The organism is Streptomyces sp. NPDC054842 (genome assembly GCF_053611025.1).
Map to the genome: position 1 here is coordinate 79,845 of NZ_JBSGZN010000001.1, position 24,101 is coordinate 103,945.

At 74.3% G+C, this 24,101-nt stretch carries 19 protein-coding genes; 12 read left to right on the top strand and 7 right to left on the bottom strand.

Going from position 1 to position 24,101, the window contains the following annotated elements:
* Positions 1-192 precede the first annotated feature (192 nt).
* From ACWGIS_RS00330 to ACWGIS_RS00345, 4 genes are all read left to right on the top strand, one after another.
* Positions 193-1,386, top strand: a complete 1,194-nt coding sequence (locus ACWGIS_RS00330; RefSeq protein WP_453360166.1) for an amidohydrolase family protein — start codon at positions 193-195, stop codon at positions 1,384-1,386.
* Positions 1,386-2,540, top strand: a complete 1,155-nt coding sequence (locus ACWGIS_RS00335) for an acyl-CoA dehydrogenase (RefSeq protein WP_453360167.1) — start codon at positions 1,386-1,388, stop codon at positions 2,538-2,540. The genes ACWGIS_RS00330 and ACWGIS_RS00335 overlap by 1 nt, the downstream gene beginning before the upstream one ends.
* A 9-nt stretch (positions 2,541-2,549) precedes the next feature.
* Positions 2,550-3,446 carry an acyl-CoA dehydrogenase family protein gene (locus ACWGIS_RS00340; protein WP_453360168.1) on the top strand — a complete coding sequence of 299 codons (897 nt, stop codon included), beginning with the start codon at positions 2,550-2,552 and terminating at the stop codon, positions 3,444-3,446.
* A 479-nt stretch (positions 3,447-3,925) separates the two neighbouring features.
* Positions 3,926-4,405: an ATP-binding protein gene (locus ACWGIS_RS00345; protein ID WP_453360169.1), complete on the top strand. Its 480-nt coding sequence runs from the start codon at positions 3,926-3,928 to the stop codon at positions 4,403-4,405.
* A gap of 458 nt (positions 4,406-4,863) precedes the next feature.
* Here the strand turns inward: ACWGIS_RS00345 and ACWGIS_RS00350 are convergent, their stop codons facing one another.
* Positions 4,864-5,799, bottom strand: coding sequence for a cyclase family protein (locus ACWGIS_RS00350; protein ID WP_453360170.1), 936 nt, complete (start codon positions 5,797-5,799; stop codon positions 4,864-4,866).
* An 84-nt stretch (positions 5,800-5,883) separates the two neighbouring features.
* Here ACWGIS_RS00350 and ACWGIS_RS00355 point away from each other — a divergent pair, with 84 nt between their 5' ends.
* From ACWGIS_RS00355 to ACWGIS_RS00365, 3 genes are read left to right on the top strand one after another with little or no spacing between them, the layout of a single operon-like run.
* Entirely contained in the window at positions 5,884-6,795 is a 912-nt protein-coding gene (locus ACWGIS_RS00355; RefSeq protein WP_453360171.1) for an SDR family oxidoreductase, read from the top strand.
* A 35-nt stretch (positions 6,796-6,830) separates the two neighbouring features.
* Complete coding sequence (locus ACWGIS_RS00360) at positions 6,831-7,979, top strand: acyl-CoA dehydrogenase family protein (RefSeq protein WP_453360407.1); 1,149 nt, start codon at positions 6,831-6,833, stop codon at positions 7,977-7,979.
* Between the two features lie 25 nt (positions 7,980-8,004).
* Entirely contained in the window at positions 8,005-9,054 is a 1,050-nt protein-coding gene (locus ACWGIS_RS00365; protein WP_453360172.1) for a Zn-dependent alcohol dehydrogenase, read from the top strand.
* Positions 9,055-10,746: 1,692 nt separating this feature from the next.
* Here ACWGIS_RS00365 and ACWGIS_RS00370 read toward each other — a convergent pair.
* Positions 10,747-12,030 (bottom strand): GlxA family transcriptional regulator, encoded by a 1,284-nt coding sequence (locus ACWGIS_RS00370; RefSeq protein ID WP_453360173.1) that lies wholly within the window; start codon positions 12,028-12,030, stop codon positions 10,747-10,749.
* Between the two features lie 71 nt (positions 12,031-12,101).
* Here ACWGIS_RS00370 and ACWGIS_RS00375 point away from each other — a divergent pair, with 71 nt between their 5' ends.
* Positions 12,102-13,427 (top strand): MFS transporter, encoded by a 1,326-nt coding sequence (locus ACWGIS_RS00375; RefSeq protein WP_453360174.1) that lies wholly within the window; start codon positions 12,102-12,104, stop codon positions 13,425-13,427.
* A 62-nt stretch (positions 13,428-13,489) separates the two neighbouring features.
* On the opposite strand, the gene ACWGIS_RS00380 is transcribed toward ACWGIS_RS00375, so the two are convergent.
* Complete coding sequence (locus ACWGIS_RS00380) at positions 13,490-14,089, bottom strand: flavin reductase family protein (protein ID WP_453360408.1); 600 nt, start codon at positions 14,087-14,089, stop codon at positions 13,490-13,492.
* 270 nt (positions 14,090-14,359) lie between these two features.
* Here ACWGIS_RS00380 and ACWGIS_RS00385 point away from each other — a divergent pair, with 270 nt between their 5' ends.
* Positions 14,360-15,247, top strand: a complete 888-nt coding sequence (locus ACWGIS_RS00385; RefSeq protein ID WP_453360175.1) for a hypothetical protein — start codon at positions 14,360-14,362, stop codon at positions 15,245-15,247.
* 11 nt (positions 15,248-15,258) lie between these two features.
* On the opposite strand, the gene ACWGIS_RS00390 is transcribed toward ACWGIS_RS00385, so the two are convergent.
* From ACWGIS_RS00390 to ACWGIS_RS00400, 3 genes are all read right to left on the bottom strand, one after another.
* The gene (locus ACWGIS_RS00390; protein ID WP_453360176.1) at positions 15,259-16,191 is read right to left on the bottom strand and encodes an enoyl-CoA hydratase-related protein; all 933 of its coding nucleotides are present in this window, start codon (positions 16,189-16,191) and stop codon (positions 15,259-15,261) included.
* Between the two features lie 97 nt (positions 16,192-16,288).
* Complete coding sequence (locus ACWGIS_RS00395) at positions 16,289-18,514, bottom strand: acetate--CoA ligase family protein (RefSeq protein ID WP_453360177.1); 2,226 nt, start codon at positions 18,512-18,514, stop codon at positions 16,289-16,291.
* Between the two features lie 830 nt (positions 18,515-19,344).
* Positions 19,345-20,526 carry a flavin-containing monooxygenase gene (locus tag ACWGIS_RS00400; protein WP_453360178.1) on the bottom strand — a complete coding sequence of 394 codons (1,182 nt, stop codon included), beginning with the start codon at positions 20,524-20,526 and terminating at the stop codon, positions 19,345-19,347.
* Positions 20,527-20,943: 417 nt separating this feature from the next.
* On the opposite strand from ACWGIS_RS00400, the gene ACWGIS_RS00405 reads away from it, so the two are divergent.
* The 3 genes from ACWGIS_RS00405 (at position 20,944) to ACWGIS_RS00415 (ending at position 22,681) form a co-directional block, all read left to right on the top strand.
* Complete coding sequence (locus ACWGIS_RS00405; RefSeq protein ID WP_453360179.1) at positions 20,944-21,396, top strand: DoxX family protein; 453 nt, start codon at positions 20,944-20,946, stop codon at positions 21,394-21,396.
* A gap of 68 nt (positions 21,397-21,464) precedes the next feature.
* Positions 21,465-21,878: a Zn-ribbon domain-containing OB-fold protein gene (locus ACWGIS_RS00410; protein ID WP_453360180.1), complete on the top strand. Its 414-nt coding sequence runs from the start codon at positions 21,465-21,467 to the stop codon at positions 21,876-21,878.
* 200 nt (positions 21,879-22,078) lie between these two features.
* A complete protein-coding gene (locus ACWGIS_RS00415) occupies positions 22,079-22,681 on the top strand; it encodes a GNAT family N-acetyltransferase (protein ID WP_453360181.1) in 603 nt (200 codons plus the stop codon).
* A 329-nt stretch (positions 22,682-23,010) separates the two neighbouring features.
* On the opposite strand, the gene ACWGIS_RS00420 is transcribed toward ACWGIS_RS00415, so the two are convergent.
* Positions 23,011-23,679, bottom strand: coding sequence for a pyridoxine/pyridoxamine 5'-phosphate oxidase (locus ACWGIS_RS00420; RefSeq protein WP_453360182.1), 669 nt, complete (start codon positions 23,677-23,679; stop codon positions 23,011-23,013).
* Between the last annotated feature and the right edge of the window lie 422 nt (positions 23,680-24,101).

Sequence of the window (24,101 nt, forward strand, 5' to 3'; positions counted from 1 at the left end):
GGTCCCCTCGCTGCCGGCGGCGCCCCGGCCCGTGGCTCCGGACGCGCGACGATCCCCCAACTGACGGAGTGTCAGATGTTGGGCAGAGCGTAGGGCGCACCGCCTTGTCGGTCCAGGGGTGCGGGGCTAGCCTGCTATCTGACGGGTCATCAGATCCGTTGGCGGACATGCACCCCACGGTGGAGGGGACACATGACGGAACTGCCGCGGATCGTCAGCGTCGACGACCACGTGATCGAGCCCGCGCACCTCTTCGAGACCTGGCTGCCGCTGAAGTACCGGGACCGTGGACCCCGGCCGCTCACCGCCGGCATCGGCGAACTCGCCTACGTCGCCGGCAGATACCAGATCACGATGGACCCCGACGGGCCGCCGACCGACTGGTGGATCTACGAGGACCTCAAGTTCCCCTACAAACGCAACATCGCCGCCGTCGGCTTCGACCGCGACGAGATGACGCTGGAGGGCATCACCCGCGCGGAGATGCGGCGCGGCTGCTGGGATCCCGCCGAGCGGCTCAAGGACATGGACCTCAACCACGTCGAGGCCAGCCTCTGCTTCCCGACCTTCCCCCGCTTCTGCGGGCAGACCTTCGCCGAGGCGCACGACAAGGAGGTCGCCCTGGCCTGCGTGCGCGCCTACAACGACTGGATGGTCGAGGAGTGGTGCGGCGACAGCGGCGGCCGGCTGATCCCGCTGTGCCTGATCCCGCTGTGGGACATCGGCCTGGCCGTCGCCGAGATCCAGCGCAACGCCGCCCGGGGCGTGAAGGCCGTGACCTTCTCCGAGATCCCCACCCACCTGGGGCTCCCCTCGATCCACTCCGGCTACTGGGACCCCTTCTTCGCGGCCTGCCAGGAGACCGGCACCGTCGTGAACATGCACATCGGGTCCAGCTCCCAGATGCCCGCCGCGTCCCCGGACGCGCCGCCCGCCGTGCAGGCCGCGCTCAGCTTCAACAACGCCATGGCCTCGATGATGGACTTCCTCTTCTCCGGCGTGCTCGTCCGGTTCCCCCGCCTCAAACTCGCCTACTCCGAGGGGCAGATGGGCTGGATCCCGTACGCCCTGGAGCGCGCCGACGACGTCTGGGAGGAGCACCGCGCCTGGGGCGGGGTCCGGGACCTGGTCCCGGAACCGCCCTCGACGTACTACTACCGGCAGATCTTCTGCTGCTTCTTCCGCGACAAGCACGGCGTGGCCTCCCTGGACGCGGTCGGCCGCGACAACGCCACCTTCGAGACCGACTACCCGCACGTCGACTCGACCTTCCCGCACACCAAGGAGGTCGCCCTCGACCACGTGAAGGGCCTGGACGACGAGACCGTCCACAAGCTGATGCGCGGCAACGCGATCCGGATGCTGGACCTGGACCTCGACACCTGATGGACCTCGCCTGCACCCCGGAGGAGGAGGACTTCCGCGCCCGGCTGCGCGCCTGGCTCCACGAGACGCTGCCCTGCCTGCCCCCGAAGCCGTCGCCCGACGACTGGCCCGCACGGCGCGCCTACGACCTCGGCTGGCAGCGCAGGCTCCACGACGCCGGGTACGCGGGCCTGCACTGGCCCGTCGACGCGGGCGGCCAAGGAGCCACCCCGACCCAGCACCTGATCTTCCTGGAGGAGACCGAGAAAGCGGGTGCCCCCTACGTCGGCGCCAACTTCGTCGGGCTGCTGCACGCGGGACCCACGATCGCCGTCGAGGGCACCGCCGAACAGCGGGCGCGCTGGCTGCCGCCCGTCCTGCGCGGCGAGGAGGTCTGGTGCCAGGGGTTCTCCGAACCCGACGCGGGATCGGACCTGGCCTCGCTGCGCACGCGCGCGCGGCGCGACGGCGACCACTACGTGGTCAGCGGGTCCAAGCTCTGGACCTCGCACGCCGAGGTCGCGGACTGGTGCGAACTGCTCGTGCGCACCGATCCGGACGCCCCCCAGCACCGTGGCATCTCGTGGCTGGCCCTGCCCATGGACGCGCCGGGTGTCACGGTGCGCCCGCTGCGCACCCTCGCGGGCTCGGCCGAGTTCGCACAGGTGTTCCTCGACGAGGTGCGCGTCCCGGTGGCCAACCGGGTCGGCGCCGAGAACGACGGCTGGCGCGTGACCATGGTGACGCTCTCCTTCGAACGCGGCACGGCCTTCGTCGGCGAGGTCGTCGCCTGCCGGCGGGTGCTCGGCGAACTCGCCCGCGCCGCCCGCGCCGACGGCCGCTGGGACGACGCCGTGCTGCGCCGCCGCCTCGGCCGGCTGAACGCCGAGTTCCGGGCGCTGTGGCGGCTGACGCAGTGGAACGTGAGCGAGGCGCAGCACACCGGCGGGGTGCCCGGCACCGGCGGCTCCGTCTTCAAGCTCCGGTACTCGCACGCGCGGCAGGAGCTGTACGACGCGGCGGCCGAGGTCCTCGGACCCGTCGCCCTGGACCTCGGGCACGAGTGGACCCTCGACCGGCTGTCCTCGCTGGCGTACACCATCGCGGCCGGCACCTCGCAGATCCAGCGGAACATCGTGGCCGAGCGCATCCTCGGCCTTCCGAAGGGACGGTGACGGCCTCCCGTGCACTTCCAACTCACCGACGACCAGCAGGCGTTGCGGGCGGGCGTGCGCGCGCTGCTCGAAGGGCGCCTCGGCCAAGGGTCGCTGCGCGCGGCGGTGGACGGCGGCGGCCTCGACCGCGCGCTCTGGCGCGAGCTGGGGGCGGCGGGCTTCTTCGCGCTGCGGCTGCCGGAGGCCGAGGGCGGGGTCGGCCTCGGCCTCCCGGAGGCGGTGCTCGCCTTCGAGGAGGCCGGGCGCGCGCTGCTGCCGGGGCCGCTCGTGGCGACGCATCTGGCGGCCGGGACCGTGCCGGGGGCGGCCACCGGCGAGACGGTGGTGACCGCCCCGTACGGCGGCCTCGTGGAGTGGCTGGACGAGGCGGACGCCGTCCGCGGCCCGGGGCCGCCGGAGGCCGGGGACCCGGTGGCCGGTGCCGTGCCGCTGAGGTCCGTCGACCCGCTGACCCCGCTGCACCGGCTGCCGGTCCCGGCGGCGCCCGATCCCCTCGTCGTCCTGCTCACCGCCGCCGAACAACTGGGCGGCGCGGGCCGCACCTGCGAGCTGGCGGTGCAACACGCCCGGGCACGCGAGCAGTTCGGCCGGCCCGTCGGGGCCTTCCAGGCGGTCAAGCATCTGTGCGCCCGGATGCTGGTCCGGGTGGAGACCGCGCGCGCGGCCGTGTACGCGGCCGCCGTGACCGCCGACCCGCTGGACATCGCCGCCGCCCGGCTGCTCGCCGACGAGGCCGCGGTGCGCGGCGCCCGGGACTGCCTCCAGGTGCACGGCGGCATGGGCTTCACCTGGGAGTCCGACGTCCATCTGCACCTGAAGCGGGCCTGGGTCCGCACCCGGCGTGCGGGGGACGCTACGGAGAGTGAGGAGATGCTGGCCGGGAATCTGCTGTCCGGATCGGCGTAATGCGGCCCTGTGCAGCGCCAGGCGCGCGAGACCGTCGGCGAATGTCGCGGAACGTGGCACACCGGAATCACGGAGCGTCGAGACCGGGTTGTGTCCTACGCGTGACTCGTCACGGCCTGGAGTCACAGCCGTGCTCCGGTACCTTGTGTGGGATGCGAGTGGTTCTGAGGCCGGACCATACCGGTGCTGCCCCCGAGGTGGCGCCGGACCGGGCGATGCGCGCCGCTCGCAGGGCGGGACGGACCGTCGTCCCCGCCTGTTCGACTCCCCGCTACGAGCGTCGCACAGTATGCCGTATGCGTACTCCTTCGCGCTGGAATATGCCCGAAGCGCTTGTTGGGGTGACTGTACGTCAACCATGCTGTCTCTCAAGGGAATCACGTTCCGTGACCCTGGTTCTGGCCATGCAGGCGATGGCCACGATCGTGGCCCTGGTGAGGCGCGAGGCGATGTGTCCGCCGGTTCGGATGGTGTGAGCGGTGCAGGTGCTTCAAGTGCAGCTGGAGATCCGGCCCGACCCCGCGGAGGTGGGGCGCGCCCGGAGATGGGCACGGTCGCGGCTCGCCGTGTCCGGCATAGAGGCCGACGAGCCGCTCGCCGAGACGCTGATCCTGCTCGTCTCGGAGCTCGTCACCAACGCGGTGGTGCACACCGGCTGTCCGGCCGTGCTGCGCCTCCAGTTGCAGGGGGTCCGCGGCGAACCCTCCGGCGCGCCCGCCGGAACGGTCCGCCTGGAGGTGGCCGACTCCAGCGCCTGCCCCCCGGCCCCGCGCCACGCGCAGGGCGATGACACCAACGGCCGCGGTCTGGAACTCGTCGACGGTCTCGCCGACCGCTGGGGCTGGAGCCCCGAAGGCGCCGGTAAGCGGATCTGGTGCGAGGTGGACCGCTGCGCTCCCGGCGTCAGGAGGGCCGTCGCGTACCCCTCGTACGAGGATTTCGCGTACGAGGCCGTGTAGCGCGCGGGCACCGGACCGGTGGCCCACCGTGCTGAACGTGCATACATGCACGCCTGCGGCGTCCGCAGGGGTGGTCCACGGCTGAATGCGCCGGGCAGTGCTTCCGCACGCGCTGTCACAAATGGGGTGCTCCGTGATGAATCCCCGTACGGGTGTTGACGTGGCGTGTCCGTTTGATCACGCTTGTGGTCAGCGATTCGCTGCGAGGGGACGACGAGGGTTTCGGTGACGGAAGCCCTCGGCGAGTGCGGATCGCGATTCGGCGTCGACTCCTCGAGGGCCAAGAGGGAGCAGGGCGGGAACGCCGGAGCCGGATGGCGGCGCGCGGTGCCGTGCTCGGGGCGGGCAGCGCCGCGCCGCCAGCCGACACCCCCGCCGCCGGTCGGCGCCCTTCACGAGCGGCCCGTGCCCCTTCCCTTCCGTCGCCTTTGTCCCCCTTGTCCTCCGTCCCGTCGCCGCTACAGCACGGCCACCGGTGCCACCGGGGAGCCCGTGCCGCCGACGAAGGGCTCGGGGGTCGCCGACAGCAGGAAGGTGTGGCGCCGTTCTTGTCCACAGGCTGTGGACAACTCTTCGAGATTCCAGTTCTGGCCCTGCAGCATCCCCATCTCCACGAGGTGGAGCGCGTGCACGGGCAGCCACAGATCCTCTATCTCGGGAGGAAATATCTCAAAGGTGAGGGTGTCGTTGGCGACCGCGGCGACGTCGCGGGCGTGGAACCACTCCGGGGTGCGGACCGACAGCCCCGGGGACGGGTAGCCGTACGCCTCCCGGTCGCCCGCCAGATAGACCTGGACCTGGCCGGTGCGCACCAGGACGATGTCGCCCGCCCGCACCCGGGTGCCCGCGAACTCCTCGGCGGCGTCCAGGTCCTCGGGGGTCACGGCGTGACCGCCCGCCAGCCGCTCCTCGCCGCGCGCCCGGGCGACGTCGAGCAGGACGCCCCGCGAGACGATGTGCCGCGGCTTGTCGATGCCCCCGAACGCGGCCCCGCCGTGCGCGGTGACCGTCTCCGCGGGGCGGCCGTTGTAGAGCCGCCCCGAATGGGAGACGTGGGGCAGCGCGTCCCAGTGGGTGGCCGCCTGGAGCCCCATGGTCACGACGTCGTCGCTGCACGCGACCGTGCCCGGGCCGAACAGCTCCTGGTTGATCTGCACCATCACGTGCAGGGGGTTGACCCGGCCCGGGATCATGCCGGTCTGCACCCCGTCCTGCCGGAGGGGGAGCGCGAGCGGTATCCGGCGGCCCGTGCGCACCTCCGCCGCCGCGTCCCGCACCACCTCGTCGGTGACGAGGTTCAGCGTCCCGATCTCGTCGTCGGCGCCCCAGCGGCCCCAGTTGTTGACGCGCTCGGCGAGGTCGTGGAACGCCGGGTGCGGTGTCGTCGCTGACATCGGTCCTCCGCGGGGCTTGTCTCGGGGCATCTGACGGGTCGTAAAATCTAACGGTCCGTCAGAAACCGCGGGAAGGGGCCGGGCGTGGGGAACTTCTTGGCAGGCAAGGTCGTCGCCGTGACCGGCGCGGGCCGTGGGATAGGCCGCGCCGTCGCGCTCGCCTCGGCGGCCGAGGGGGCGCGCGTCGTCGTCAACGACCACGGCGTCTCCGTCGAGGGCGCCTCCCCGACGAGCGCGGTGGCCGAGGCGGTGGTCAAGGAGATCGAGGCGGCGGGCGGTGACGCCGTCGCGGTGGCCGACGACGTCTCCACCATGGCGGGCGGCCGGCGGGTCGTCGACGCGGCCCTGACGACGTACGGGCGTCTCGACGGCGTCGTGTGCGTGGCGGGGATCCTGCGCGAGCGGATGCTCTTCAACATGACCGAGGAGGAGTGGGACCCGGTGGTCGCCACCCACCTGAAGGGCACGTTCACCGTCTTCCGCGCCGCCTCCGCGGTGATGCGCGCGCAAGGGTCCGGGACGCTGATCGGCTTCACCAGCGGCAACCACCAGGGCTCCGTCGCCCAGGCCAACTACAGCGCGGCGAAGGGCGGGATCATCTCGCTCGTGCGCAGCGCCGCCCTCGGCCTGCACAAGTACGGGGTCACGGCGAACGCGGTCGCCCCCGTCGCCCGGACCCGGATGTCGGCGAACGTCCCCATGGAACTGGCCGAGATCGGCGAACCCGAGGACGTGGCCGCCCTCGTCGTCTACCTGCTCTCCGACCGCGCCCGCGAGGAGCGGATCACCGGGCAGGTCTACACGATCGCCGGTCCCAAGATCGCGGTCTGGGCGCAGCCGCGGGAGCTGCGGGCCGGCTACGCCGAGGGCTCCTGGACCCCCGAGCGGATCGCCGACTTCCTGCCCGGGACGGTGGGCGTGGACCCGATGCCGCTGCTGGAACGGGTCGAGGCGATGGCCCGGGCCGCCGCCGCGAAGCAACGCCCGAACGCGTGACCGGCCGTGCGCGCGGCCGGCACGAGGCGGTGACCGTGGAGTTCGGATCCGGCCCGCAGGACGACACCTTCCGCCGTGAGGCGCGGACCTGGCTGGCGGAGCACCTCCCGGCCGGGGCGGGGCGCCGGGACTGGGAGCGGCAGCTCGGCGCGGCCGGCTGGATCGGCCTCGCCTGGAGCGAGGACGGCTACGGCAACCGGACCGCGACGCTGACCCAACAGGTGGCCTGGGCCGAGGAGTACGCCCGCGCGAACGCGCCCGCCCGCTCGGGCCACATCGGGGAGAAACTGCTCGCCCCCACCCTCATCGCCCACGGCACACCGGAGCAGAAGGCCCGCTTCCTGCCACCGGTCGCCCGCGGCGAGGAACTGTGGTGCCAGGGCTACAGCGAGCCGGGCGCCGGTTCGGACCTGGCGGGCGTGCGCACCGCCGCCGTACGGGAGGGGGACACGTACCGCGTCACCGGCCAGAAGATCTGGACGTCCCTCGCCCACGAGGCCGACTGGTGCTTCGTCCTGGCCCGTACGCGGCCCGGTTCGGTCCGCCACCACGGACTGTCGTTCCTGCTCGTCCCCATGGACCAGCCCGGTCGTGTCGAGGTGCGGCCGATCCGCCAGCTCACCGGGACGAGCGAGTTCAACGAGGTCTTCTTCGACGGGGCGGTGGCGCGCGCCGAGCACCTCGTCGGCGGTGAGGGCGACGGCTGGCGCGTGGCGATGAGCCTGCTCGGCTTCGAGCGGGGCGTGTCGACCCTGGCCCAGCAGATCGGCTTCGCACGGGAGTTGGGCACCGTGATCCGGACCGCCGTCGCCACCGGGGCCGCCGACGACCCCGTGGTCCGGGACCGGCTCGTGGCCCAGTGGGCGCAGTTGTGCGCGATGCGCTGGAACGCCCTGCGCACGCTGGGCAGTTCGGACGCCGAGGCCCCGGGAGCGCCGAGCGTGGCCAAGCTGCTCTGGGGCCGCTGGCACCAGCGGCTCGGCGAGCTGGCGATGCAGGTGCGGGGCGCCGAGGCGGCGGTGGGGCCCGCCGACTGGTCACCGGGGGCGCCGTACCGGATCGACGAGCTCCAGCACCTGTTCCTGTTCGGCCGGGCCGACACCGTCTACGGCGGCTCCGACGAGATCCAGCGCACGATCATCGCCGAGCGCGTGCTCGGCCTGCCGAAGGAACCCCGGGGATGAACCCGGGCGGAGGGGAGCCGGTGCGATGCGAGGCGTGATCTTCGACGGGAAGCGGACCCGGGTCGTGGACGATCTGGAGGTGCGCGATCCGGGACCGGGCGAGGTGCGGGTCGCGATCTCGGCGGCCGGGCTCTGCCACAGCGACCTGTCCGTGGTGGACGGGACGATCCCCTTCCCCGTCCCCGTGGTGCTGGGACACGAGGGCGCGGGCGTCGTCGAGGCGGTGGGCGCCGGCGTCACGCACGTACGGCCCGGCACGCACGTGGCGCTGTCCACGCTCGCCAACTGCGGCGCCTGCGCCGAGTGCGACCGGGGACGGCCGACCATGTGCCGTACGGCGATCGGGATGCCGAGGCAGCCGTTCACGCGTGGCGGCCGGCCGCTCTTCCAGTTCGCCTCCAACTCGGCCTTCGCGGAACGCACGCTGGTCAAGGCGGTGCAGGCGGTGCCCGTCCCCGAGGACATCCCCATGCCGTCCGCCGCGCTGATCGGGTGCGGGGTGCTGACCGGTGTCGGGGCCGTGCTGAACCGGGCGCGGGTGCAGCACGGCGACACCGTCCTCGTCATCGGCACGGGCGGCGTCGGGCTCAACGTCATCCAGGGGGCCCGGCTCGCCGGTGCCGTGCGGATCGTGGCGGTGGACGCCAACCCGGCCAAGGAGACGGCGGCCCGCCGGTTCGGCGCCACGGACTTCCTGACCTCGACGCGGGGCGTGCGGGACCTGCTGCCCACCGGCGCCGACCACGCCTTCGAGTGCGTCGGCCGGGTCGAACTCGTCCGTGAGGCCGTCGATCTGCTCGACCGGCACGGCCAGGCGATCCTCCTCGGCGTCCCGCCGGCGACCGCCGAGGCGTCCTTCCTCGTCTCGTCGATGTACCTGGACAAGTCGATCCTCGGCTGCCGGTACGGTTCCTCGCGGCCCCAGCGCGACATCGCCCGGTACGCCGAGCTGTACCGCGCCGGGCGGTTGCTGCTGGACGAACTGGTGACCGCGGCCTACCCGGTCGAGGACTTCGAGAAGGCGGTGGACGACGCCCACCAGGGCAGGGTGGCGCGGGCGGTACTGACGTTCTGAGGCGTGCTGATGGGTGCGCTGGAGGACGTTCCGGCGGTCGCCCGACGGGGCGGGCGGCGCGGCGTCGGGTGAAGGGGGCGGGCGGACCTTCGTGGCGCATCCTGGCGGACGTGGGCGGTCGTGCGGCCGGTGGGCCCGGTGGTGCTGCCGCGGCGGGGCTGCCGTACGCCGGTGCCGCGCACGGGTCCGGACGTCCGGCGGGCGGGCCGGGTGGTGGGGGGTGCGGGGTTGTTCCGCCGGCTCCCGGCGGCCACCCGGGCCGGTCGCGGCGACGGCGCTCGGTCCGGCGGGCGCGTGGCGGTGCGCGACCGGGTATGCGGCCGGTTCGCCGCCCGCGGTCCCGGGCCCGGGGCCCGACGTCCGGCGGGCGGACCGGTGACGGTGGCGCGGCTGGGCCGCCGCAGGCGGCTTCACGCACGGCGCGCGGTGGTGGCCGGAGTTGTCCACAGGTGGTTGTCCACAGGGCGGGGATATTCCGTGGGCGGTGTCGGCGCGGTCGCCTAACGTCGTCGCATGAGCTATCGCGACGTCGCCTCCCGCCCGGTCCTGGCCTGGGCCGTCGTGGCCGTCGCCGCCCGGCTGCCGGTGGCCATGGCCCCGCTCGCGCTGGTCTTCCTGGTCCGCGAGCGCCCCGGGGGTTACGCCCTGGGCGCGGTCCTCGCGGCGGCCTACGTGGCCGGGGAGATCACCGGCGCACCCCTGCTCGGCACGCGGATGCGCCCGGACAGCGCCCGCCGCCAGCTGGCCGCGGGCCTGGCGGCCGGTGCGCTCGGCTTCGCGTGCCTCGGCGCGTTCCCGCAGGCGCACGCGGGGATACTCGCGGCGTTCGCGTTCCTCGCCGGAGCCGCCCCCGCCGCGGCCCCCGGCGGTCTGCGCACCCTGCTCACCGGCCTCGTCCCCAAGGGCGCCGTCGCGCAGGCCCTGTCGGCCGAGTCGATGCTGATGTCCGGCATCTGGGCGCTGTCCCCCGCCGCGGTCACCGGCCTCGCGCTGGGCGTCTCCCCCGCCGTTCCCCTGCTGCTGGCCGCCGCGCTGATGGCGGCGTCCGTCGCGGGGCTGTGGCTGCTGCCCGCGGGCTGGGAGGCCGACGCGGCGGACCGGGACGGCGTCTCACTGCCCCGCCTGCTGGCCCGCGCCTGGCCGGTGTACGTGACGGGCGCGGCGAGCCTGTCCCTGCTCGCCCTCGCCGAACTCGTCCTGCCCGCGCTCCTGGAACAGCGCGCCGTCGGCGTGGGCTGGTCGGGCCCGCTGCTCACGGGCTTCGCGCTCGGGTCGGGCGTGGGGGCCTTCGTGTACGGGCTGCGGTCCTGGCCGGGGGACCTGCGGTCCCGGAGCGTGGTGCTCATGGCGGGGGTCTCCGCCTGCGTGGCGCTGGTCGCGGTGGTGCCGGCCGCCGGCTGGATGGCCGCCGCCCTCGCCGTCGCGGGCGTGCTCCAGGCGGGCGCGATGCTCACCCGGAACCTGTCGCTGCGCGAGGTGCTCCCGCCGAGCGCGCTGGCCGCCGGCTACTCGGTGATGTACGCGGCGATCGGCGCGGGATACGCGGCGACCGGTTCCCTGGCGGGCGCCCTGCTGCACTTCGTCGCTCCGTCGACGGCGATCCTGGCCGGCGTCGCGCTGACGCTCACGCTCACCGCGGTCGGCGCGGTGGGTGAGGGCCGCGGACGCCGGGCGCCCGCAGCGACGGCACCGTCAACCGGCGTTCCGGACATGGCCGTTGCCGCTTCCCCGGCCGCCGGTCCTGTCACCGGTCCCGCCGCCGGTCCTGTCACCGTTGCCGGCGCGGAAGGTGCGGCGATAGGTCGTGGGGGTGACCCCGAGGGCGGCCTGTAGGTGCTGGCGCATCGACTGGGCCGTGCCGAAGCCGGCGTCCCGGGCCACCTGGTCGATCGACAGGTCGCTGGACTCCAGGAGATGGCGGGCCCGTTCGACGCGCTGCCGGGTGAGCCACTGCCCGGGACTGATGCCGGCCTCCTCGCGGAAGCGGCGCGTGAAGGTGCGGACGGACATGTTCTCCTGCTCCGCCATGTCGCGCAGCTGGATCGGCTCGTGGAGGCGGCCGAGGGCCCAGGCGCGGGCGGCCGTGGTGGTCGCCACCTGGGGCTCGGGGACGGGCCGGTGGATGTACTGCGCCTGGCCGCCGTCCCGGTGCGGCGGTACGACGGTGCGGCGGGCCACCTCGTTGGCGACGGCGGTGCCGTGGTCGCGGCGCACGAGGTGGATGCAGAGGTCGATCCCGGCGGCGACACCGGCGGAGGTGAGGATGTCGCCGTCGTCGATGAACAGGACGTCCGCGTCCACCTTGACCTTCGGGAAGAGCCGCTGGAAGTGCTCGGCGGAGGCCCAGTGCGTGGTGGCGGGGCGGCCGTCGAGCAGACCGGCGGCGGCCAGCACGTATCCGCCGGTGCAGATGGAGACGAGGCGGGTGCCCGGCCGGACGTGGGCCAGCGCGGCGGCCAGTTCGGGCGTCAGGACGCCTTCCTCGTGGACCGGGCCCAGCTCGTAGGAGGCGGGGACGACGACGGTGTCGGCGGTGGCCAGCGCCTCCGGCCCGTTCTCCACGAGCACGGCGAAGTCGGCGTCCGTGTCGACGGGCCCGGGCGCGCGGACGGAGCAGGTGACGACCTCGTACAGCGCGCGTCCTCCCGCGTCCCTGGCGCGCCCGAAGATCCGCTGGGGGATGCCGAGTTCGAAGGGCAGTAGCCCGTCCAGCGCGAGGACGACGACACGGTGCGGCCGCCCCGGGGCACGCCCGTCGGCACCCTTCGGAAGGGCCCACGACGCCCTGAGCGCGTCCGGACGACGGCCGGGGCCTGCGACGCCGTCCACCTGCTCGGACGCGCTTCCCGGGCCCGGGATGGTGGCCGGGCCGGCGGCGCTCGGCGGGGGCGCGGTGGTGGGGTCCGCGGCGCTTGTGGGGGCCGTGGCGGCCGGGGCGGGGGCGTTGTCCCGGTGGCCGGGACGGGTGAGGGCCATGGCCCGATCCTAGCGAACCATGTCCTTCGGGCCACTCGTTCGCCGGGAGCGCGACCCGGAAGCTCTATGACGTGACCCAGACATCCGCAGCCACCGCCGAAGGGGCGGGCGCGGGAACCGCCCGCACCGCCCGCCCTCCCCGTCGTACGCGTGTCCACCGCGCGTGGTTCGTCGCCGCCGTGACCTTCGTGACGATCATCGGCGCGGCGGCCTTCCGCTCACTGCCCGGCCTGCTCATCGACCCGCTGCACGAGGACTTCGGCTGGTCGCGCGGCACGATCGGCGCCGCGGTGTCGGTCAACCTGGCGCTGTACGGGCTGACGGCGCCGTTCGCCGCCGCGCTGATGGACCGCTTCGGCATCCGCCGGGTGGTGGCGGTCGCCCTGATGGTGATCGCCGTCGGCGCCGGAGCCACCGTGTGGATGACGGCGCCCTGGCAGCTGATGCTGTGCTGGGGACTCCTGGTCGGTCTCGGTTCCGGGTCGATGGCGCTCGCCTTCGCGGCGACGGTCACCAACCGCTGGTTCACGCGGCGCCGGGGCCTGGTCACCGGCATCCTCACCGCCGCCTCGGCCTCGGGCCAGCTGATCTTCCTCCCGTTGCTGTCCTGGATCATCACGGAGTACGACTGGCGCCCGGCGGCCGTCACGGTCTCCCTGGCCGCCCTCGTGGTGGTCCCCTTCGTCTGGCTGCTGCTGCGGGACCACCCGGCGGACGTGGGCCTGACGCCGTACGGCGCGACGGAGTTCGTGGAGAAGCCGCCGGCGGTGCCGGGCGCGGCGCGCAGGGCGGTGACGGTGCTGTTCTCGGCGGCCAGGACGGGCCCGTTCTGGCTGCTGGCCGGGACCTTCGCGATCTGCGGCGCCTCGACCAACGGGCTCATCCAGACCCACTTCGTGCCCGCGGCCCACGACCACGGCATGCCGATCACGGCGGCGGCCTCGCTGCTCGCGGTCATCGGCGTGTTCGACGTGATCGGCACGATCGCCTCCGGCTGGTTCACCGACCGCTTCGAACCGCGCAGGCTGCTGGCCGTGTACTACGCGCTGCGGGGCGTCTCGCTGCTGTTCCTGCCCCTGCTCCTGGCGCCGAGCGTGCACCCGCCGATGGTCTTCTTCATCGTCTTCTACGGCCTCGACTGGGTCGCCACCGTGCCGCCCACGCTGGCCCTGTGCCGTGAGCAGTACGGCGAGGACAGCGCGATCGTCTTCGGCTGGGTCCTCGCCTCCCACCAGGTGGGCGCCGCCCTCGTCGCCTTCCTGGGCGGCGTGGCACGGGACGCCTTCGGCTCGTACGACGTCGTCTGGCAGGCGTCCGGAGCGCTGTGCGCGGCTGCGGCGCTGATGGCGCTGGTGATCCGGCGGCGGCCGGAGCCCTCGGCGGTCAAAGTCGCCTGAGCGCCCGGCGGTCGAAGTCCCCTGAGCGCACGCCGGGGCGGTGAGCCGCCCCGGGGTGGGGCTCAGAGGAAGCGGCCGCGGTGGAACAGCAGCGGCGGCCGGTCGCCGTCGGCCGCGCCGAGCGCGGTGACCCGTCCCACCACCACGAGGTGGTCCCCGCCCGTGTGGACCGCGTGGATCGTGCAGTCGATCCACGCGAGGGCGTCCGTGAGGCGCGGGGAGCCGGAGACGGGGGCGGCGTCGTACCCGACGCCGGCGAACTTGTCCGCGCCGCTCACCGCGAACCCGCGGCACAGCTCGCCCTGGTGGGCGCCCAGGACGTTGACGCAGAAGGCACCGGCGCGGGCGATGCGGGGCCAGGTCGCCGACGTCCGCCCGACCATGAAGGCGACCAGCGGCGGGTCCAGCGAGAGGGCCGAGAAGGACTGGCAGGCGAAACCTGCGGGGCCGCCCTCGCCGTCGGCGGCGGGCGCCGTCACCACGGTGACGCCGGTCGCGAAGTTCCCGAGGACGCGCCGGTACTCGGACGGGTCGAACGGCGCCCGTTCGTCGTCGCCGACCGCGCGCAAACGCGGCAGCGCCTCCACGGGCTCCGCGACGGTGGGAGCCCCGGCCGACCTGAGATACCGGACGGCGGCGGCCGCCATCCCTGCGTGTCCCATCACACCGCCCATTAGAGCTGACGGATCGTCAGATAGGAAGGGGCGAGGTGGGGTTGCCTTCCGGCTTCGTGGAGAGGGGATTCCCCGCCGGAGCCGGCCGCAGCCCTACGGAAGCAGGGGGTGCCGCCCGGTCGGCCGGCCTGGTCGGACCCCCTCCGCAGGGGCTCACGGGGGCCGCGTATCTTCACCGCCATGGGGTGGGGGCAGACGGCGCAGGCGGGTGCGCGAACACGTAGAGAAGGGCCGGGTGACGAGGTCACCGCGGCCGCGATGTTCGGCGCGGCGCAGCTTCCCGCGGCCGGGATCATCGCGTGGCTGGCGTCCTACGGTGGCGACGACTACGGCAGCGGCATCGCGCCACTGGGCTTTCTCTGCGTGGCCGTCGCCGCCCCGCCGCTCGCCCTCCTCGGGGGATGGCTGCACGCCTACGCTCTCACCGTGCCCGCCGCCGGCCTCGCCCGGCGGGTGCTCCGGCGGCGGGGCGGCCCCGAGTGGGCCCGGCATCTCGCGCTCGTCGCGGTCCTCGGGGCGCTCTGGGCGGTCCCGTTCGCCGTGCTCGGCCCCACCGCGTACCTGTACGCGGCCGTGTTCCTGGCGGTGTCGGGCGTGCTGCCCGTGCTCGGCGTCGCGCACGTCCGCCGGCGGGCGCGGACTCCAGGGCGCGCGCTGCGGACGAGGGGCATCCGGTGGCGGGCCGCCGGGGCGTCGCTCGGCCTCTTCGTGGCGGCGCTGGCGGGCGGCGTCGTCGCCGACGTCATGGGGCTGGTCGAGCCGTACGAGCCGCCGGTGCTGTCCGCCCGCGAGCTGACCGGGGTCTGGCGGGACGGCGACGGCGCCGAACTGCGGCTGCGCCCCGGCGGCGGCGCCGAGCTGACCCACCTGCCGGCCGAGCCCGACTCCGCGGACTTCGAGCGCGAGGACCTCACCACCTGCGACGGGACCGGGACCTGGCTCCTGGACCGGGACGGCCGCCACGACTTCTCTCCCGGGGACGGGCCGGAAGAGCGGGACGGCGTGCTGGTCCACGTCCGCGGCGGGTGCGGGGACGACACGTTCTGGACCATCGGCGGCACCGAGGCCGAACCCGAGCTGTTCGTACGGTTCGGCGACCCCGACGCGGGCGACCTGCGGATCCTGAAGCGCCACGGGTACGCCTGAGCGGGATCCGCTCAGCGACCCCGGTACCGGGGGGTCCGCCGTTCCACGAAGCTCGCTACGCCCTCCCGTGCGTCCGCCGTCGTCATGTTGATCTCCTGCGCCGCCGCCTCCGCCGCGAACGCCGTGGTCCGGTCGACGTCCAGGGAGGCGTTGACGAGCTGCTTGGTGAGGGCGAGGGCGCGGGTCGGGCCCGCGGCGATCCGCTCCGACCAGGTGCGGGCCGTCTGCTCCAGATCGGCCGCGGGGACGACGCGGTTGACGAGCCCGAGCCGTTCGGCGTCCGCGGCGGTGAGCGCGTCGCCGAGGAACATCAGCTCCTTCGCCCGCTGCGGCCCGATGAGGCGCGGCAGCAGATAGGCGCCGCCGCCGTCGGGGACGAGCCCTCGGCGCACGAACACCTCGACGAACGTGGCGCAGTCCGCCGCGAGGACCAGGTCGCAGGCGAACGCGAGATGGGCGCCGAGACCGGCGGCGGTGCCGTTCACGGCCGCGATCACCGGCTTCTCGCAGTCCAGGACGGCGGCGACGAGGCGCTGCGCGCCGAGCCGCAGGGTGCGGGCCACGTCGCCCGGCACGCGGTCGCCGCCGGACGGCGTGCCCCGCAGATCGGCGCCCGCGCAGAAACCGCGTCCGGTGGCGGTGAGGACGACGGCGCGGACACCGGGGTCGGCGGACGCCTCGGCGAGCAGCGCGATGACGCGTTCGCGCTGGTCCCAGGTGACGGCGTTCAGCGCCTCGGGCCGGTTGAGGGTGATCCACACGACGGCGTTGTCAGTGGCGTGCAGTACCAATGAGTCGAGGGCTTTCTCCGCGCCGTCGGGTCCTTGGGGGCCAGCAGTTCCCCGGGGTTCGCCGGGTCCCTGGGGTTCTTCAGGTCCTGCGGGGCCGTGGGGCCGGTGGCGTGGGAGGGGGCCGGGGGACGACGCGTCGGGGGAGGACGCCATGGGGGAGCTCCGTTTCGTACGACGGGTCGCGGAGGTGGTGGGGCGGCTCGCCCGGGGGCGTGCGGAAGCACGGGCGGGGGCCCGGTCGCCGGGGTGCTCAGTGGCAGACCGCCAGCGCGTCCAGGGCCACGGCGCCCTGCCCGCGCGGCAGCACCATCAGCGGGTTGATGTCCAGCTCCGCGATGTCGTCCCCCAGCTCCAGCGCCATCCGCTGCACCCGCAGGATCACCTCGACGAGGGCGTCGACGTCCACGGGAGGACCGCCGCGTACGCCGTCGAGGAGCGCCCGCCCCCGCAGCTCCGCCAGCATGGTCCGCGCCTGGTCCTCGCCGAACGGCGGCACCCGCACCGCCGTGTCCCGCAGCACCTCCACGAGGACGCCGCCGAGGCCCACGGTGACGGTCGGTCCGAAGAGCGGGTCGTGTGCGACGCCCACGACCATCTCGACGCCCCGCTCGACCATCTGGCAGACCAGCACGCCGTCCAGCGGGATGCCCTCGTAGCGGGCGATGTCGGTCAGCTCCCGGTAGGCGTCCCTGACCTGGCTCGCGGAGGTCAGATCGACCTTCACCAGGCCGAGTTCGGTCTTGTGGGCGATCTGCGCGCCGGACGCCTTCATGACGACGGGGTAGCCGACCAGGCCCGCCGCCCGCACCGAGGCCGCCGCACTGGTCACCAGTTGCTCGCGCGGCACGCGTATGCCGTACGCCCGCAGCAGCTGCTTGGCCGCGTGCTCGCTCAGTTGCTGCCCCGGGCGCATCAGTGCCTGCGCCTTGCGGAAGGAGGGCGAGGGCGTGCGGGGCGCCTCGTCGAACGGCGAGCGGTACGCGGCGGCGAACCGGTGGTGCTCCAGATGGGCGCGGACGGCGGTGATGCAGTTCGCGAACGTGCGGAAGGTGGCGACCCGCGACGACCCGAGGAGCGTCTCGCGGTACGCGGCCTCCGTGCCGACCGGCGACCCCCACACCACGCACACCAGCTTGTCCGTCCGCTCCGCCGCGTCCACCAGGTCCTGGGCCAGCTTGTCGCTCATCGGCGGGAAGGGCCCGGTGATGGGGCAGATGAGCACACCGACCGACGGGTCGGCGAGGAGGGCGTCGATGATCTTCCGGCCGCGCGAGTCGCCCACGGGATGGCCGCCGTTGTCGACGGGGTTGGCGACGTTCAGGTACTCCGGTATCCACGTGTGCAGTTCCGCCTGCTTGGCGGCGGACAGCGTGGGCAGCGAGAGCCCGGCCACGGTCGCGAGGTCCGCGAAGTGCGCCCCGGTGCCGCCCGAGATCGCGTACACGGCGACGCCGTCGGCCCGCGGGGCACGCGCCCGGGCCAGCAGCGCCGCGGTGTCCTGGAGTTCGTCGAGTCCGTCGACGCGGATCACGCCGTACTGCCGCATCGCCGCGTCGACCACCGCGTCCGAGCCGGTCAGTTTGCCGGTGTGGGAGGCGGCGGTGCGGGCGCCGGTCTCGGTGCGGCCCACCTTGACGGCGACGACCGGCACCCCGCGGCGGACGGCGCGGTCGGCGGCGAGCAGGAAGGAGCGGCCGTCCTTCAGCCCTTCGACGTAGCAGGCGATGGCGCCGACCTCGGGCCGTTCGGCGAAGTAGGAGATGAAGTCGGCGGTCTCCAGGTCGGCCTCGTTGCCGGTGGGCGCCCAGTGGGAGAGGCGGATGCCCAGCTCCTGGAGCGCGAAGACGGGGCGGCCCTGGTGTCCGGACTGGGTGATGAGGGCGATCGCCGGTCCTTCGAGGTCGTCGCGGAACCGCTCGAAGGCGTTGAGGTTGGTGTTCGGGCCCAGGAGCCGCAGCCCCGAGCGGGCGACGGCGGCGGCGAGCCGGGACTGCGCCGCCGCGCCCTCCGCCCCGGTCTCCGCGAACCCGGAGGCGAAGGCGACCGCGAACCTGACCTTGGCCTCGGCGAGTTCGTCGAGCACGGAGGTGGGGTCGCGGACCAGGAGCACGGCGAGGTCGACCTGTTCGGGCAGGTCGGCGACGGCGGGGAAGCAGGGGATGCCGAAGACGGCGGGGCGGGTGGGATGCACGGGATACAGGCGGGCGCCGACCCGCTCGGCCCACGCGAGCAGCTGCCGGGTGATCCCGGTGTTCGGCCGGCCCTCGGCGTCGGAGGCGCCGATCACGGCCACCGACTCGGGACGGAAGAAGCGGTCCAGATCGGGTACGGCGGCATACAGCGGCCGGCCGCTGACGTCCAGGTCGTCGGCCTCGGGGGGTCTGCCGTGGACGACCGGTGAGGGTTGCTCGCCGCAGGCGATGACGCGGGCCCGGCGGGAGTCGGTGGTGAGGGTGCCGTGGGTTGATCCAAGCATCGGTCCGCCCGCTCCTGTGTGACAGCCAATTAACTGACGCTGTGTCAGATTACGCAACTGACGCCCTGTCAGGAACAGTCGTGCACGCAAAGGCTGTGCGCAGGCGGGGTGTGGGACGCCCGGTGCGGGGCGGCGTGCGGGGACGCCCGGTGCGGGGCGACGCGCGGAGGGGTCGTACCCGTCGCCCTCCGGTCGGGAACCTGGACGGGGGCGAAGTGGCGCGGAGGCGGCGCTTTGTCGGCTGGGACCCGTCGGGGGGTGCCCTAGTGCGAGTGCGAGTGCGAGTGCGGGTGCGGGTGCGGGGGCGGGTGCCCGGGGCGGGCTCGCTGTCTCGAACGGCGGGGGTGGGCTTGCTGTCTCGGACGGTGGCGGGATCGCCGGTACGGACGGGGGTGGGTTCGTAGCTCCGGACGGGGGTGGAGGCACCGGCTCGACGGCCAGGAAACGCCGGAGGGCTGTGCTCGCGCGGCTGCGGGAGCGGCGGCGGGCTCTCCGCGCCGGGAGGCGAGGCGGCGGGATTCCGGGGTGCGGCGGGGTTGTGCGACTCCGGGGGCGAAGGGGGTGACGTCGTGAGTCGGTTGGGAGTCGTCGGGTCCGGCCGGCCTGCCAGCTGGCCAGTCCGGGTCGGCCGGCCAGCCGCCCAGCCAAGCCAGGCGCCTCCTCAGGCGTCCGCCCGGCCGGTCAGGGCGGGGCCGCCCGTCCGCCTCGGGGCGGCTCGCTTCCCGGGCCGGGGTGTGGCCGGTGCCCTGAGGCGCGGCGGGCAGGGCCCCTGAAGGGGTCGCCCGGCCGGGGGACCTTGCCCGAGGTCGGCCTTGTCGGTGCTGTCGGCCTTATCGGCGGGCGGTGCTTCGGGCTATCGCCTTCGCGATCTTCTGAGCGTCCAGGGCGAGTTCGCGGAACATGCCGCTGATGGGGTTGGTGAACCCGGTGAAGTACAGGCCGGGGGCCTCCCGCGGGGAGCGGGCGCCGTGGACGACCGGTCGGCCGCGCCCGTCGAGCACCCCGAGGTGACCGACGAGCCCCTCCAGCGCGCGCCGGTAACCCGTGGCGGCGATGACGACGTCGGGACCGATGCGGTCGCCGCCCGCGAGGACGACCTTGCCGTCCTCGAAGCTCTCGACGGCGCCGACGATCTCGACCCGACCCTTGCGCACGGCGTCCAGGAGGCCGACATCCTGGACCGGGATCGCCCCTTCCCTCACCCGCGAGTAGAGGCCGGTGTCCGGGCGGGGCAGCCCGTGGGACGACAGGTCGGGCACGCTGACCCGGGCCAGCGGTCCCGCGAGCCGGTCGACCAGCCGGACCGGCAGCCGCCGTACGAGGATGCCGGTGAACTGGGCGGCCCACCCGGCCGTCGAGCGCCGCACGATGTGCGGAGCCGTCCGCACCGCGAGCCGCACCCGCGAGGCACCGCCCTCGACGAGGTCCACGGCGATCTCCGCGCCCGTGTTGCCGATGCCGACGACCAGGACGTCGCGGCCGGCGTAGGGGGCGGCGTTGCGGTACTCGCCGGCGTGCAGGAGTTCGCCGGTGTAGGCGTCGCGGCCGGGCCAGTCGGGCAGGCGGGGCGTGTGGTTGTGGCCGGTGGCGACGACGACCGCGCTGCCGGTGAGGCGGCGCCCGCCGGTGGCGTGCAGCAGCCAGTCGTCCCCCGACCGTTCGATGCGGGAGACCTCGACCCCGGTGACGATCTCCAGTTCGTGGTGCTCGGCGTACTTCTCCAGGTAGCGCACCACGTTGTCACGTGACACCCAGCGCCCGAAGGAGCGCGGCATCGCGAGCCCGGGCAGCGCGGACAGCCTGCGGGTGGTGTGCAGGTGCAGGCGGTCGTAGTGGCGCCGCCAGGAGGCGCCGACGCGGTCGGACCTCTCCAGCACGACGGCCCGCACACCCCGGCTGCGCAGCGCGTACGCCGCGGAGAGTCCACCGGGGCCGCCGCCGATCACGTACACGGGGCGGTCTTCGTGGGACGGCACCGAGCGGGGTGTCGAGGAAGCTGTCGAGTCGGCCATGAGCGCGAGCGTAATCACGTCCTGACTTGATGGGTCTCGGTCAAGGCCGGAATCGGTTGCGAATTGATCACGGCTGTAGGGGGCGTGGGTGGGGCCGGTGGCGTAGGGCGCCCGGTTGTGGGGGTGGCGTGCGGAGAGCGAGGCGGGGCGGGGTTCGGGGGGCGCGCCGTCCGCCGCGCCACCGAACCCCCAGGGGCGCGCCGTCCGCGTGCCGTTCGTCGTGCCGTCGGCGTGCCGTTCGTCGTGCCGTCGGCGCGCCGTCCGCCGTACCGTCGCGTGCGGTCTGCCGCGCCGTCCGTCGAACCGCCGTCGCGCGGTCCGCCGTGCCGTCCGCCCTGTGCGGTGCCTCTTGCGCGGGCGCTCCCGGTGCGCTGAACTGACGTACCGTCAGATACCGAGGCGAAGGCGTGGGTGTCCATGGACGCGATCTGGCTCACCGGTGCGCAATGGCTCGCCGTGCTGCGTATCGGGCTCGGGCTGTGGTGGCTGGAGAGCTGGCGGCACAAGGACAAGAAGGGCTGGTTCCAGCGGGGGACCGGGATCGCGTGGGCGGCGGACGTGGCCTCGAAGCACCGCTGGGAAGCCGTCCGCAGCGGTTTCGACGTGGTCGTCGCGCCCCGGCCGCGGACGATGGCGTACGTCGTCGTCTACGCCGAACTCGCCCTCGGTCTCGGCCTGGTCGCCGGTTTCCTCACCCCGGTCGCGCTGGCCGGCGGCCTGCTGCTCAATCTCCTCTACCTCGTCCTGATGATCCACGACTGGGCCGAGCAGGGGCAGAACGCCATGATGGCGCTCATCTCGCTCGTCGCCCTCTTCGCCGTGTCGTGGCAGACCTGGTCGCTGGACGAGGCGCTCGGGCTGTTCCGGTGACGGGCGGGGCGCCGGGCCGGACGGCAGCGGGAGCAGCGGCGGGCGGCACCGGCGGGGTGCGGTTCGATGTGCCGGAGGCCGACGCGTTCAGCCGGCCGTACTGGGAGGCCGCCGCCGAGGGACGGCTCCTGCTGCGCCACTGCGCCGCCTGCGGACGTACGCACCACTACCCGCGCGAGTTCTGCCCGCACTGCTGGAGCGAGGACGTCGCCTGGCGGCCCGCGAGCGGACGCGCGACGCTCTACACCTGGTCCGTCGTGCACCGCAACGACCTTCCGCCGTTCGGCGCCCGCACGCCGTACGTGGCCGCCGTCGTCGACCTCGCGGAGGGGCCGCGGATGATGACCGAGGTCGTGGAGTGCGAGGAGAGCGCGCTGCGGATCGGGATGGGACTGGAGGTGACCTTCCGGGGATCCGGGACGGACCTCGGGGCGGGGCCCGCGACGGACGTGCGAGTGCCGGTCTTCCGGCCCCGGGAGTGAGCGCCGGGCCGCGGACGGTGACCGCGGACATGGAACCGCGGACGGTGAACCGTGGGCGGTGGACCGCGGGCGGTGGACCGCGGGCGGTGGACCGCGGACGGTGGACCGCGGCAGCCCGAGTGAGCGATGAAGTCGCCGGCCGGGTGGCTGTCGGGCGACCCGGAGGTGAGCGCGGCGCCGGTTCGGGTTTCAATGGCTGGATGGCCGACGTCGACGAGCAGTACACCACCTACCCCTACCGCGAGCTGCACGGCCACGGTCTGCGGCTGCGCGCCTGGAACGCCGCGTCCGACGCCGACGCCGGGGCCTGGCTGCGCGGGCTCTCCGACCCGGAGTTCCAGCGGTGGAACACGCCGCTGAAGGCGATCCGGGACATCGACGGCGCCCGGGAGTCGCTCCGCATGCGGGCCGAGAGCGCCGTGGACGGCACCGGGGTCTCCTTCTGCGTCACGGACGCGGGAAGCGGGGAGATCCTCGGGCACATCGGCGTCAACGAGATCGACCACGTCATGAGCTGCGCCCGCGTCGGGTACTGGGTGCTGCCCGAGGCGCGCGGCCGCCGGGTCGCCTCGCGCGCGCTCGCGGCGGCGGCCGGATTCGCCTTCGCCGAGCTGGGCCTCCACCGCCTGGAACTCGGGCACGCGCTCGGGCACGACGTCTCGTGCCGGGTCGCGGAACGGTGCGGGTTCCGGTACGAGGGGACGCTGCGGGACGCGATGTTCGAGGCGGGGCGGCAGGACGCGTTCCGGGACGTCCACCTGCACGCACGGATCGCGACGGACCCGGAGCCGCGCGCGGACTGACCGGACGGCCCGTCTCCGTGGCCCGCCCGGTCGCGCGGGTCACGCGGGTCACGCGGGTCACGCGGGTCAGGCAGGACGCACAGGGCACGTCGGTCCCGTTCGGTCACGTGAGGCGCGCCGGTCACGCAGGGCGCGCGGGTGCGTAAGCACGCAGAACGCTCAGGCACGCCGGCCCCGTTCAGTCGCCTGTCAGACACGTCACGCCGGTCGTGCCGACCCACAGGGCACCCGGACGTGACTGCCGGGTCGCGTCCCGCTTCCGGTGGCCGCCGCTTCCGGTGGCCGGTCTCCCTGCCCCGGGGGTCCCCGGTGTGCCCGGCGCCCGGGTGTCACGGCCAGAGCAGTTCCTTGCGCCAGCCGCCTTCCGCACGGCGGTAGTTCAGGCGCAGGTGCTGCCGGCGGGCGTCACCCTGGAAGAACTCCGCCTCGTCGGGCCGGAGCCGGTACAGGGTCCAGGTCGGGGCGGGCGCGTCCGGTTCGCGCTCGGCGTGGGCCCAGGCGGCCTCGGAGGCCCGCGCCAACTCCGCGCGTGACGGCAGGACTTCGCTCTGCCGGCCGACCAGGGCGGCGGCCAGCGCGCCGGTGGAGCGGGCGTGCAGATCGGCCTGGCCCTCTTCCGGCGGCGCGGGGGTGACGGGGCCGCGCAGCCGGATCTGGCGGCCCTGCGCCGGCCAGTAGAAGCCGAGGGCGGCGTACGGGCGGGCGGCCAGCTGGCGCCCCTTGCGGCTCGTGGCGTGCGTGGCGAAGGACCAGCCGGCCGCGTCCGCGCCGTGCAGCATCACCGTGCGGACGTCCGGCAGGCCGTCCTCGTCCGCCGTGGCGAGGGACACGGTGTGCGGCTCCGTCTGACCGGCGGCCACGGCCTGCGCGAACCACTCCTCGAACAGCGGCAGCGGGTCCCCGGGCGCGGCGTCCGGATCGAAGGCGGGCAGCTCGGTGTCCCAGACCCGCTGGGACCGCAGCAGGCGGGCGAACTCGGAGGAGGTCTCGGCACTCATGCCCCGATTCTCCCGCGACGCCGCGGCGACCGCCTGCGTGGGCGGGTCCGTACGGCCGCCCGTACGCGGCGTACGGGAGCCCGTCCGGGTACGGCCCCGCATCCCGCGTACGGCAGCGCATCGCACACGCAGTCGTGGCCGACGACGGCACGGGGTGGCGCGCTTACCGGGCAGCGCCACGGCGCTCTGACTTCCGTACGGCACCGCGCCGCACCCGTCGGCGTCGGCGGGCCCCCGAGCAGTGGGGACCGCCCGCGCCCCTGTTCCCCGTTACCCGCCCCGAGACGTCACCTGAGCCCGAACTCGCCTGCCTCACCTGGCGTTTCAGTGTCCCGTCCGAGGGTCACCCCCCGGCCTCGGTAGGGCTGGCCATACCCCAGGTCCGGGAGCCCGCCTCCTCGTGCCGGGGAGCGCGCGACGGC